The organism is Brevibacillus humidisoli (assembly GCF_020923435.1).
GTDB lineage: Bacteria > Bacillota > Bacilli > Brevibacillales > Brevibacillaceae > Brevibacillus_E > Brevibacillus_E humidisoli.
In genome coordinates this window covers 4,146,364-4,159,073 of sequence record NZ_CP087263.1, presented here as the reverse complement: position 1 = coordinate 4,159,073, position 12,710 = coordinate 4,146,364, and the positions used below count along the sequence as shown (strand labels likewise).

The 12,710-nt window shown below is 48.7% G+C and carries 11 protein-coding genes; 10 read left to right on the top strand and 1 reads right to left on the bottom strand.

Going from position 1 to position 12,710, the window contains the following annotated elements:
- Positions 1 to 27: 27 nt before the first annotated feature.
- The 3 genes from LOK74_RS20225 (at position 28) to LOK74_RS20215 (ending at position 3,271) form a co-directional block, all read left to right on the top strand.
- On the top strand, positions 28 to 861 hold the full coding sequence (locus LOK74_RS20225; RefSeq protein ID WP_230043794.1) for an undecaprenyl-diphosphate phosphatase: 834 nt from the start codon (positions 28 to 30) through the stop codon (positions 859 to 861).
- Between the two features lie 424 nt (positions 862 to 1,285).
- On the top strand, positions 1,286 to 1,912 hold the full coding sequence (locus tag LOK74_RS20220) for a flavin reductase family protein (protein ID WP_230043793.1): 627 nt from the start codon (positions 1,286 to 1,288) through the stop codon (positions 1,910 to 1,912).
- 78 nt (positions 1,913 to 1,990) lie between these two features.
- Positions 1,991 to 3,271, top strand: coding sequence for an APC family permease (locus LOK74_RS20215; RefSeq protein ID WP_230043792.1), 1,281 nt, complete (start codon positions 1,991 to 1,993; stop codon positions 3,269 to 3,271).
- A gap of 73 nt (positions 3,272 to 3,344) precedes the next feature.
- On the opposite strand, the gene LOK74_RS20210 is transcribed toward LOK74_RS20215, so the two are convergent.
- Entirely contained in the window at positions 3,345 to 4,931 is a 1,587-nt protein-coding gene (locus LOK74_RS20210) for a family 10 glycosylhydrolase (RefSeq protein ID WP_230043791.1), read from the bottom strand.
- Positions 4,932 to 5,098: 167 nt separating this feature from the next.
- Here LOK74_RS20210 and LOK74_RS20205 point away from each other — a divergent pair, with 167 nt between their 5' ends.
- From LOK74_RS20205 to LOK74_RS20175, 7 genes are all read left to right on the top strand, one after another.
- Positions 5,099 to 5,689 (top strand): spore coat protein, encoded by a 591-nt coding sequence (locus tag LOK74_RS20205; protein ID WP_230043790.1) that lies wholly within the window; start codon positions 5,099 to 5,101, stop codon positions 5,687 to 5,689.
- A gap of 37 nt (positions 5,690 to 5,726) precedes the next feature.
- Complete coding sequence (locus LOK74_RS20200; RefSeq protein ID WP_230043789.1) at positions 5,727 to 6,164, top strand: Hsp20/alpha crystallin family protein; 438 nt, start codon at positions 5,727 to 5,729, stop codon at positions 6,162 to 6,164.
- Positions 6,165 to 6,403: 239 nt separating this feature from the next.
- Positions 6,404 to 6,736 carry a hypothetical protein gene (locus LOK74_RS20195; protein WP_230043788.1) on the top strand — a complete coding sequence of 111 codons (333 nt, stop codon included), beginning with the start codon at positions 6,404 to 6,406 and terminating at the stop codon, positions 6,734 to 6,736.
- A gap of 53 nt (positions 6,737 to 6,789) precedes the next feature.
- The gene (locus tag LOK74_RS20190; RefSeq protein WP_230043787.1) at positions 6,790 to 9,018 is read left to right on the top strand and encodes a winged helix-turn-helix domain-containing protein; all 2,229 of its coding nucleotides are present in this window, start codon (positions 6,790 to 6,792) and stop codon (positions 9,016 to 9,018) included.
- A gap of 501 nt (positions 9,019 to 9,519) precedes the next feature.
- Positions 9,520 to 10,050: a hypothetical protein gene (locus LOK74_RS20185; protein ID WP_230043786.1), complete on the top strand. Its 531-nt coding sequence runs from the start codon at positions 9,520 to 9,522 to the stop codon at positions 10,048 to 10,050.
- Between the two features lie 506 nt (positions 10,051 to 10,556).
- Entirely contained in the window at positions 10,557 to 12,002 is a 1,446-nt protein-coding gene (locus tag LOK74_RS20180; RefSeq protein ID WP_230043785.1) for an IS1182 family transposase, read from the top strand.
- 98 nt (positions 12,003 to 12,100) lie between these two features.
- A complete protein-coding gene (locus tag LOK74_RS20175; protein ID WP_230043784.1) occupies positions 12,101 to 12,643 on the top strand; it encodes a hypothetical protein in 543 nt (180 codons plus the stop codon).
- Positions 12,644 to 12,710: the final 67 nt, after the last annotated feature.

Sequence of the window (12,710 nt, the reverse complement as noted above, 5' to 3'; positions counted from 1 at the left end):
CTATTTAGGAAAGGTAGAGTGAATTGAGTGAATCTATGGGAAGCATTTGTTGCGCTAATATTGGGCTTAGTTGAGGGACTGACCGAGTTTGCCCCGGTTTCTTCCACCGGTCACATGATTATCGTCGATGATGTTTTGTTCCAGACGAAAAAGATGTTTTCGCCGGAGATCGCCAATACATTCAAAATTGTGATCCAGTTGGGATCGATCCTGGCCGTTGTGGTACTGATGTGGGGGCGGTTTATGAACCTGCTCGGACTCGCAAAAACGCCGGGACAGACAACATCGGCCGGCCCGCATCTCAACCTGCTGACTGTGCTGGTCGGGCTCATTCCTGCTGGCATATTGGGACTGCTTTTTGACGATTACATCGATGAATACCTGTTCTCTACGGAGACGGTTGTAATCGGGCTGGTCCTTGGTGCCCTACTGATGATCGCAGCTGATTGGTTCCGTCCACGTCAACCAAAGACAGAGACGGTGGATCAGGTGACGTATAGACAAGCGCTGCTGGTCGGGTTGGTGCAATGCTTGTCGCTGTGGCCTGGTTTTTCACGATCCGGCTCTACCATCTCAGGGGGCGTTCTCTTGGGGATGAGTCACCGTGCAGCTGCTGATTTTACTTTTATTATGGCAGTCCCGATCATGGCTGGTGCCAGCTTTTTATCGCTGCTTAACAGCTGGGATTCGTTTACGATTGACGTGCTTCCCTTTTTTGTCGTCGGATTTATCAGTGCGTTCGTTTTTGCACTCCTCTCGATCCGCTTCTTCCTGAAGCTGATCAATCGCATCAAGCTCATTCCGTTTGCGATCTACCGTCTGGTCCTCGCTGCTGTGATCTATTTTGGGTTCCTGATGTAGAGGCAACCTTAATCAAAACACGATTCTTCTGATTTGCGTCATCTGTTTACTTAGTTGGCAGAGGTAAAGCCGCTGGTTGGGTGTTGTACAGAAGACCGACCAAGACGAAGTGACCGCGATCCGTGGATTTCCGGATCAGCGGTCTTTTTTTTGCAATGGAGTACGGGAAGCTGCGCAGTTGGTCTTGTTTTATTTTTTGTTTGGCCAGCAGGTTCTTGTCGCTTCATGTTAAGCAATGGATGGATGCAAAGCAGCGGACCAAAAGTCGGAATGGGAAAGCAACAACTCGAAAGACGTCAATGCAGCATACGTGGTACAACTATTGTCACAGGCAGACCACCGATGGGAAGTAGGCGGATCGACCACTGTGGCCAAAACGATGTCACCTGAGACGAACACGATATCCTTGAAGGAGAGTGTATGTATGCATAGAGATATTCAGCCGAAGATTCTTTACTTTGGAACCCCGGTTGTGCTCATCAGCACACTGAATGAAGATGGATCAGCCAATCTCGCTCCGATGTCCTCGGCATGGTGGCTTAACCAGTCGTGCATGCTCGGGATGAGCCGCAAATCACAAACCGTACAGAATCTGCTGCGCGAGGGCCAATGTGTCTTGAACCTTCCTTCGGCGGACCTTGTTGGTGCGGTGGATCGGCTTGCGCTGCTTACGGGCAGAAACCCGGTACCTAAGAATAAGGAAGAGGTTGGATATCGTTACGAACCGGAGAAGTTTAGAGTGGCCGGGCTAACGCCGGAGCCTTCGGGGGTGGTGAGGCCGCCGCGCGTGGCTGAGTGCCCGGTTCAGCTGGAGGCGCTGGTTGAACAGGTTCATGATTTTGAAAAGCCAAGCTCCTTGGCCGCCATCGAAGTAAAAATAGTGCGGGTTCATGTTGAGGAACAGCTCCTGATGGCGGGAGAAAAAAACTACATCGATCCCGAGAAGTGGAGTCCGTTGATTATGAACTTCTGTGAGTTCTTCGGACTAAGTCACAAGCTGCACCCGTCGCGGTTGGCTCCAGTCTTCGCTCCTCTGCATCGCATGGTTTAGCAGATACAGGCAAGACAGCTGCGGACGTCATCGTCTGGCAAACAGAAATGATAAACAAGCAAAGGGAGGTGAGAGTCGATGAGTCCTTTTACCCAATCGATCTCGGTTTGGCAGGGCATTGCCTTGTATGTAGGTGCGGTCGTGGGCTCTGGTATTCTGATTCTGCCCGGGATCACAGCAGGGATCGCAGGGCCCAACGCCCTCTTGTCATGGGTAGGAATGGCATGTTTGGGCATGCCTTTGGCATCTACCTTTGCCTTTTTAGCCAGGAAATATCCCAGTGCAGGTGGGGTGGCAACATTTGTTGAAAAGGCATTCGGCAGATATGCGGGGGCCATCATTGGATGGTTTTATTTTATTGCAGCTGCAGTAGGACAAATTATTGTGCCGTTGACGGGCGGCATGTACCTGACGTATGCGCTTCAATTACCGAGCGAAATGGCCTTTGTCACTGCAGGTGTCATCGTGCTGGCTGCCGTCACGGCAAATTATCTGGGGATCAAAACAAGCGGCAAGGTTCAGCTCATCATCTGTGGGCTGACTTTGTTGGTTCTGCTCGGCACCATTGTGTTGGCTCTCCCGCTGATTGAAGCGGAGAATCTGACGATAAACCTCACCTCTGATGAAGCCATTGCATCTGTAGGAACAGCTGGGATGCTTATCTTCTGGTCATTCTTTGGGTGGGAGGCCATTACCAGTTTGGCTCCAGAGTTTCAAAACCCCAAGCGTGACATCGTCAGGGCAACGATAGGAGCCGTAATCATAGTCGGCATCGTCTACGTTGGATCTGCGGTTGCGGTGATTGGCACACACTCCTATTCGATTGGAACGGATACGATCAATCAGTCCATGAATCATGCCTCTTTGGTACAACTGATCACGTTGACAACAGGGGTGAATGGCGGATATGCGACAGCTATCGTCGCCCTGATCATTTGCTTAGGTACGACCAATGCGTTTGTTGCGGGAATCAGCCGTTTGGGGTATTCCCTGGCAGAAGAAAAAATGGCTCCTTCTTGGCTCTATTGGATGAACGAGAAGTATTCCACCCCTTCTCGTGTGATCTTCTTCGTCGGTGTGGTTGCAATCGGAGGTCTTACCATGACCTACGCATGGGAGATTGGGTTGGAGCAGCTGGTCTACATCCCCAACTCACTTGGGATCGCGACCTATATATTGGGCGCATTGGCCGGGGTCAAGCTTTTGCCATCTAACATGGAGAAAGGGATGGCAGGATTCACCTGTCTTGTGTGCTCCCTCGCATACCCCTTCGTAGGAGTTTTCATCCAGATCCCGATCGTGGTCGCTGTAGGCTGTTTCTTGTATGTGTATGGCAGACAGATGAGAGAACAACCGTAAGAAAAGGGAGCGGCTGCCCGCAGGCAGTCACTCCCTGGTGAATGCTTGTGATGATAGAACGGTACTTCCCTCTTTATTGCCCATAGTATTGTTTCAGCGCTTCAACCAGTCCGAGCGGGTTTTTGCGCAGATGCTTGGCGCTGAAAAAGATCGCTCCCTCTACTGCCGGGTATTGCGTATTGTACTGCAGCTGGTTAATGATCTCCTGCGCGGTATGCCAACCGGCTTCAGGTGTACCAAGTTTGTATGGTGCGTGACCAATGTACAGTTTCACATCAGTCCCGTTCACTTCGTTTGTCCACCAGGCTACCAGGGTGGCATAGGGCGCAGCAGAAGAGGAGAAGCTCCAATAGATTTGAGGTGCTACATAATCCACCCATTCTTCTCGAATCCAGGTGCGCACATCAGCATACATGTGATCATAAGTGGTTACGCCGGCTTTCGTATCGGACCCGGTTGGATCGGTTGACTTGTTGCGCCAGACGCCAAACGGACTGATCCCGAACTCGACCTGCGGTTTGACGTTGTGAATCGCTTGGCCAAGCTGCTTTACGAATTCATTGATATTGTCGCGGCGCCATTCCGCTTTGGTAGCAAACTGTTTGCTGTTATAAGCCTGAAAGGCAGCGTCATCAGGGAACGTTCCGCCAGAGGGGTAGAAGTAATCATCGAGATGAACGCCGTCAATCTCATAGCGATTCACAACTTCCAGAATAGCGGAAATGATGTGCTGCCGCGCTTCAGGAATGCCCGGGTTGATGTACAGCTTGTTATCAGCCGTGACAATCCAATCAGGATGCAGCTTGGCAACATGGTTGGGCGCTAGCTGGTCCGTTTTGGTGTCAGTATTGGCTCGAAATGGGTTAAACCAGGCATGAAACTGCATGCCGCGTTTGTGTGTCTCTTCAATCATAAAGGCGAGCGGGTCATATCCCGGATCTTTTCCCTGCGTTCCGGTTAACACCTTGGACCAGGGAACCAGTGAGGAAGGATAAAGGGCATCGGCAGCAGGGCGAACCTGGACAAATACCGCATTCATCCCCATGCTTTGCAAGTCATCTAGTAAAGCTATGTACTCCTGCTGCTGTTTGGCCGCATTGTCATAAGACTCGGCTGATGGCCAGTCCAAATTGTAGACGGTAGAAACCCAAACTCCTCGCACAGAACGGTTTTCTTCCTCCCCTATAATATCGGGCGGAGGTGTGGGCACAGGTGCGGCTGCACCTGATTGCAAGGTAATGGTTCGGGTTGCCTGATCCCAACCCACCAACAGACCGAGCTGTTCACTAACAAAACGGAGCGGTACCATCACCCGTCCCTGTTTGTTCCGAACCGATGCATCCAGCGCTATGCTGGCCCCATTGACCAGAGCATGCTGCTGACCTACCGTCATCGCAATCGTTGTTTCTGGCGTCTGGATCGTCGCCGTTTGGCTGCTTTGCGTCCAAGAGACTGTTGCCCCAAGACCTTCGCTGATGACGCGTAGGGGAACCAGGGTGACATTGAGGCTCGGGTCGATAAATGGAGGGACATCGCTCTCTATTTTTTGCCCGTCCAAAAAGATGCTGATCCCTGTCGTTTCTGCTTGGGCGGAAGCGCTGACAGACGGAATGCACAAGGTAAACAACAACAGCAGAATAAACCACTTACGTAACGCCATGTTCGAAATCCTCCATCAATGTAGATTTGCGCGAACGATCGTACAATCATATAGACGTCTGTCTCCGATCATTGGTTGCGGTCAGTTTGTGTGCATAATTTGAATCGATTCCACCATAATAACTGTTGTTGAGCTCAACAATAAAATGTTGGAGGTTCAGGCAAATAATGAGACAATGGGCTGCGCACGAACTGATGGAAACGACTGAACTGCTGAGAAAATTGACGGCTGATATTGAATTTCACGCTTTTTGCGCCGAAATGACGAGTGATCACGATCTGCAAGGCATCCTTCGGCGTCATATCCAGACCATGGACCATACGTACCATCAGGCGGTCAACTTGTTGCACAACAAAGGTGCGGACTTGACTACTACCCGTATTCATCAAGTACATGGCCAACACCATCCCCACATGGCCCAACAGCCACAGCAGATGATGCCCGCCCCCAATACCAACGCCACCAGAAAAATGAGTGACTTGACCATCAGCACCCTGATTTTAAACAGTCATAAGGCCGGTTCGATGTTGGGGATGCTGTGGGCCAATGAATGCGTCGATCCGGACATTCGTTCCCTGCACGTGTTGAGTGCCAACAACTGTCAGCAAATGGCGTATGAAATCTGGCAGTACATGAACGCCAAGGGGTACTATGAGGCGCCTGTTATGCCCGCCGAGACAGCCAGAACCATGACACGGGCCTTTCAACCAACAGCAGGAGCAAATCCTGCATACACAGGAGTTTATCAGATGATGTAAGCAACCCCAAATTTGAACAAACATGGAGGTGTTCACAGTGCCTTTGGTTCCGTACGAACCATTTCGTCAACTGGAAAATATGAGGCGTCAATTGGATCGGTTTTTTACCAATGACTTTCCCGCTTTGGCAACCTCCCCGTACTTCGGCAATCTGAACGTAGATGTTTACGAAACGGAAAATGAGGTAGTGGCAACCTGTGACATACCAGGATTGGAAAAGAAAGAGGATGTGAACATTGATATTGATAACAACATCCTGACCATTAGTGGAAGCGTAAACAGGGTAAATGAGGTAAAGGAAGAACAGATACACAGGCAGGAACGTTTCGTCGGCCGTTTTCAACGGTCGATCGGCTTGCCCCACAGTGTTTCCACCGAAGGGGTTCGAGCTACGTATCGGAACGGAGTTCTCGAAATCCGCATGCCGAAGCTGCAGGGAGATAGCAGAAGGAGAATCGATGTCCAGTTTCATTAAGTTCTGCCTGATCAGCAGCGAACATTTTTGTCTGAAGGCAAGACCCTAGGTGTGTGACCAAACCGTTTTGGCTTGGTCTCTTTTCTTTTTGGCCGCAATCTGTTCTCTGAACGTAGTAAATAATGTTTTACCTCTATTACCCCGGCATCCGTTTCTTGCTTATAATAATGAATAGGTGATCTGGCCTAACAGGATGGACATATTGTTAATTGGGCCCGTAGTGGCAGGAAGCGGAGAGCGTGAACGTTGTGGGAGGGCTGATTGTGTCAAAAGGAACCGACATTGTCTCAACAAAATTGAACATCCCCAAAATGTCTCACGGGATCATATCGCGAACTCGCCTGATGAACAAGCTTGATCAGGGAATGAACGGAAAGCTGACGCTGGTTTGTGCCCCAGCGGGTTCCGGCAAAACAACGCTGGTGGGCGAATGGGCGCAGCGCTCGGGTGTATCCATTGCATGGGTTTCGCTTGATTCATTTGATGATGACTTCTATCGCTTTTGGAGATGTGTGACTGCTTCAATTGAACAGCACATACCCGGCTTTTCCGGACGATCATCCCGGTCTTGAGCAATACCCGACCACTTTTCTTTCATCCCTTTCTCGTGCAGGTTTTAAATGAATTGCGTCATTTCCATGACCGGCTTGTTATCGTCCTGGATGATTACCATGTATTACAAAGCGCCTCGATTCACGAATCAGTCGCCTATTTTATCAAGCGGATGCCGGAGCACATCCGCTTTCTGATCATAAGCCGTACCGAACCGCCGCTGCCTTTGCCTCAACTGGCAGCCAGAAATGGTTTGCTCCGCCTGGACACGGTCGACTTGAACTTTACCATGGGGGAATGCAAAGCATTTTATCGTATGATGAAGCTGGATCTGCCTGCCATTTACATCGAGCAGCTGCTGCAACGCACGGAGGGATGGATTACGGGTATGAAGCTGGCGGCACTTTCCTTGGAGAGAGGTGGTGATTACCGCCGGCTGATCAGGACGCTGACGGGCAATCACCGTTATCTGGCGGACTATATGTTTCAGGAAGTGTTCCGTTTGCAGACCGACTCCGTTCAATCGTTCCTGAAGCGAACGTCGGTGCTAAACCGTTTCTGTGCTCCATTGTGCGAATTGGTGTCGGGAACTGCAGATTGCCAGCAGATGTTGCAGCAGTTGGAGCTGTCCAATCTATTTCTAATCTCCTTGGATGAGACGCGACAATGGTACAGGTATCACTACCTGTTTACCGATTTTCTGCAAAGGCTTCTGCGCCAGGAGGAGCCCGACCTCTGGAGTGAACTCCACTACCGTGCGGCGCGATGGTTTGAAGAACAAGCCTATACCGTCGAAGCGATTGAACATTACTTAGCCGGGAATCATCAACTGCAGGCGGTTCGACTGATCGAAGAGGTATTGCCGGAGGTGATCGGCGGCAGATGGGAGACGCTGCATCGGTGGTTGTCGGCCATGCCGGAAGAGCTGTTGGAAGAGCGGCCTGATCTCTATTTTACCCTCGTCTTTTTCATCACCATCAAGGAAGACTGGCGATCGGTGCAGCCCAAGATCGCTGGTGCAGAGCGCTTTTTTGAATCCCGTCAACCGTTTTGGTCAGCGGAGGAAGCAAGCAAGTACGCAGGATACCTCCATTTGATTAAAAGCTACGCCGCGGTGGATCACCTCTCGGACCTGGATGCTGCTGTTGCCCACTCTCGTGAATATTTTCGCTCGATTCCGAATTCGGTCTTGCTGCATCATGTTGATATTGATACAGGCGATATATCGATACTGCGGGCTTTTACCGGCATTCAAGGAAAACTGCGCAGGGCGGAGACGTTTTTTGCTGAGATGATAGAAATATGGCAACACACGTTCTCGCCGTTTACCGGCATATTTTACATCGGGCTAGGTGAAGTGATGTACGAATGGAACAGAATAGAAGAGGCGGAAAAGGCTGCGTGGAGAGGATATGAGATAGGAAAACAACAGAACAGCGGGAAAGTAATTGCTCCGGCTGCCGTCCTGCTGTCCAAAATCTATGCGATTCGGTATTCAACAGATCAGGCGATCGCCTTTTTGCAGAAAACCATTGATCTGCTCCAAAACAGCCAGTTTCACTTTTGGGCAGACATTGGGGAGGCACAGATTTTGCGTTTCAGGCTCGACCGGATGTCCACCGCCGAACGGCAAGCCTGGTGGGAACAATGGTCCTGGATATTGGACGAAGAGATTCCCTCAGCCCACCTCTTTCAAGCCCTGTCGTTGATTCGTGTGCTGATTGCCTTGGAGCAGTGGGATGAAGCTGCATACTGGCTGGCTCATTTGCAGCGCTTGGCTGAGCAACAGGGAAGATTGGGGGAACAGATCGAGATCCTGATGCTGTATGGCTTGCTGAACAAAAAAAGAAAGCAGATGAAGCAGGCCGTCTCTATTATGTCGGAAGCGTTATCGCTGGCGGAACCGGATGGCTATCTCCGCACGTTTTTGGACGAAGGAGGAGCGGTGGCTGAGCTATTGCAAATATGTGTACATGACAAAAAAGAGAATCGTTTGCCAGCAGCACATGCTGCGCCATCACTTGGGTACCTGGCTCACCTGAACGAAACATTCAGAAACGAGTTTCTTGCCGCAGCGTGTTCATTGGGAATAGCGGGAATCGAATTGTTAACGGACAAAGAACGGGAGGTGTTGCATCTTCTGGCGGAAGGGGTGTCAAACCGGCAAATTGCTCAGCACATGCATATATCCGTGGGCACTGTGAAAACCCATTTGCACCGGATTTACGATAAATTGCAGGTCAAAGGGCGCTGGGAAGCGATCGAGCAGGTGAGACGGGCGTGGACAGCTGGCAACAAATGACCTGTGTACAAAACCATATGGAACAGATGTATTGCAGAATCTATCTTTTGGATAGATTCTTCTTCATTTTATGTAGACTACAATGGATGTGCGAGTATGTCCATGTCGAAGGATCGTTTTGTGACTTGTCAGGCGCATCTTGGTCAAGAAAGGAGGTGAAGGGGCGATGCAACCTGTATTGAATGGAATCTATATCGTTGAGGACATGAGTCCATCAGCACAAACAAGACGGAAATAATGTCCGAAGATGACAGGTGTAATGGAGCTTTTGGGCGAGACGCCAGGCGGGATCGTTATCCCGCTTGGCGTGTCGGGTAAAAGCTTGTTCTCTATCCTTGTTGTCCCGAACATCGGGTAGTGGGTTCATACTCGACCCGTCCAATCTTGTTCTGTACACGGAAATCTCTATCTTTTGGATAGATTCTTCTTGTTTTGAGGGGAATTATACTGAGTCCTGCAAGCGGTATGTATTTATCCCATTATAGTAAAGGGGTTCGCACATTGGGGTACAACATCATTACGTGTCAAAACGACAGCGAGTACGAGCAGTTTGCCAGATTCTTTCTGGAGAATCGACGGGAATTCCTTCATCCGTACAGTCTGAAAGCAGCCGTCCATTACATAAGCAAGAGCTTGAGGGATGGAAAGATCCTGCTGGGTTTCAATGAACGTGGAGAAGTAATTGGAACACTTGTGTTTACGATCGGTACCCAGGAATGTAATTATCTGGATGATCATGTTGTTTGCATCAATTTTGTTTTGCTTCACAAAAACTATCGAAAATCCAAACTCTTTATTCACGGTTTCCGGCGGGTAGCCGAGTCGATCGGACAAACGGGAGCGGAAGAAATCCGGTTTAATGCCAATTCCGATAGTATGTATTTGCGACAATTATACGGCAAATTTGCCGGGGTAGTCTCCCAAAAGCAGAGCGGTACTTATGCGGAGGATAGCTATTCTGTAAAATACTCCGACTTCGTTCATTCAGGCGGAGGTTGGCGTGGAGGAAATCGAGTTTTATGTCCCAGGTAATGATCCTTACTTGCGCAAGCTGTTTTCCAAATTCGCAACCCTCAAGGTGACGACGCAGACGAAGTTCGGTTTGGAAGACCTTTTCACCGTAACAATGGAAGACTTGACCAGGTATTGCAACGAGTTGAGACCTCAAAGGGCTTAAAACACTTCAGGGTTTCTGTTTTTGTCACGAACTTGCCACTGTTTCCCTTGTTTTCGGCTTATTTGACCCGACAAACTCCCATTTCTGCTCCGGCAGCGAGGGAGTTTGTCTGTAATCTAAAAATCTATCATTTAGATGCGAGCAGTGCTATTATTGTGTCTGCCTTCTCTGTTATTGGCCGAACGCCACGTTTTGGTTACGTACTGACGCATCATATAATATCTTGATCTGTACACGGAAATCTATCTTTTGGATAGATTCAGCCTGTAGACAAAGTTCCGTAAGGAACAGGGTCTGCAGGCTTTTTTGTTGAATATAGAACATGTTACGTTTTCAATAGTTATTTTTTAGGGGTGGCATTATGCTTAATAAGCAAGAGGCCGAGGGCCGTTATCAGATATCTGCATTCTCTTTAGATGAGTTGGTGCCAAAAGATCATCTCGTAAGAAAAATTGAAAATGCAATCGACTTTTCATTCATCTATGACTTGGTGGAAAGCCTCTACTGTCATGACAATGGCAGACCCAGTGTTGACCCTGTAGTCTTAGTCAAAATTGCTTTCATCCAATATATTTTTGGAATTCGTTCCATGCGACAAACGATTAAAGAGATCGAAACCAATGTCGCCTATCGGTGGTTTATTGGCTATGACTTCAGTCAGCCCATTCCACATTTCACGACCCTAGGTAAGAACTACGTTCGCCGTTTTCGGGATACTCAACTCTTCGAGTCGATCTTCCTTCGCATATTGGAGGAGGCGGTACATCATGGATTCGTGAAGCCTGACGTGCTTTTCATTGATGCTACGCATGTAAAAGCCAGTGCGAATAAGCATAAATACGTGAAAGAAATCGTTGAAGAACAAGCCAAGAAATATCAAGAGCTACTGGACGAAGAAATCAATCAGGATCGTATTGCACATGGAAAGAAGCCCCTTGAAAAAAAGACAGTAACTTCGAAGAAGGAGGTGAAGGTCAGCACAACTGACCCGGATTGCGGATTGTTTGTAAAAGGGGAAAAAGAACGTGTTTTTGCTTATAGTTTTCATACAGCATGTGATCGAAATGGATTTGTGCTTGGCGCCAGGGTAACGCCAGGCAATGTGCATGACAGTCAGGTTTTTGAGGATGTTTTGAATCAAGTGCGACAGACGTTTGCACAGCCTCAAGCTGTGGCAGTGGACTCGGGATACAAGACGCCTTACATCAGTAAAACACTCCTTGATGACCAGATTCGCCCCGTTATGCCCTACACAAGACCACGCACCAAAGAAGGTTTTTTTAAAAAGCACGAATATGTGTATGATGAATATTTCGACTGCTACATCTGCCCGAACGAGCAAATCTTAACATATGAGACAACAAACAAGGATGGGTACCGTATCTATCGATCAAATTCTCAAGTTTGCCGAAGTTGTCCGTTTTTGAAACAATGCACGGAAAGTAAAGACTACACAAAGAGAGTGAGTCGCCACATCTGGGCTAATTACCTCGAAGAGGTAGACCACCTCCGGCATACCGAGGAAAACAAACAAATCTATAGCAAACGGAAAGAAACGATTGAACGTGTATTCGCTGATATGAAGGAAAAGCATGGCATGCGTTGGACGACCTTACGAGGACTGGAGAAGGTCACGATGCAGGCGATGCTTGTTTTCGCTGCCATGAACTTAAAAAAAATGGCGACCTGGCTATGGAAATCAGGTCGCCAAAAGGTGAAGGATCAAAACACCTTCGGTATTTTCATCAAATTATTAAACAAACGCCCTCTGCTGTTCGTTCAGCGAGGGAGTTTGTCTGCAATCTGAATCTATCTTTTGGATAGATTCTTTTTGTTTTGAGAGGATTTATACTGAGTCCTGCAAGTGGTATGTATTTATCCCATTACAGTAAAGGGGTTTGCGCATTGGGGTACAGCATCATCACGTGTCAAAACGATGCCGAATACGAGCAGTTTGCCAGGTTTTTTCTTGAGAATCGTGAAGATTTTTTTCGTCCGTACAGTCTGAGAGTTGCTCTTCAATTAATTGAAAAGAGCGTGGAACAGGGGAACATCCTGCTTGGCTTCAACGACCGAGGGGAAGTAATCGGCACGCTGGTGTATACAATCGGCACGAGGGAAGCCGATTATCTTGACGAGCATGTCGTTGATATCAGTCTCTTGCTGCTTCGCAAAGACTATCGAAAATCGAAGCTGTTTCTGCACGGTTTCCGGCGGGTTGCCGACGCCATTGGAGAAGCAGGAGCAGAAGAGGTTCGGTTTCATGCTACAGCGGATAGCCCCTATTTGCGAAAATTGTACAGCAAATTTGCCAGCGTAGTCTCTCAAAAGCGTGCCGATACATGCATAGAGGATATTTATTCTGTCAAGTATTCCGACTTCGTTCATTTTTGCAATCGGCTTCTCGCCAGGCAGGGGTTACAGGATGGAACAGAGGCAACGGATTGATGGAAACCTGTATCAAACGTTTGGAGTTTTGAAGATGTCTGCAGAGGAGTACGGATTCTAGCCGTTT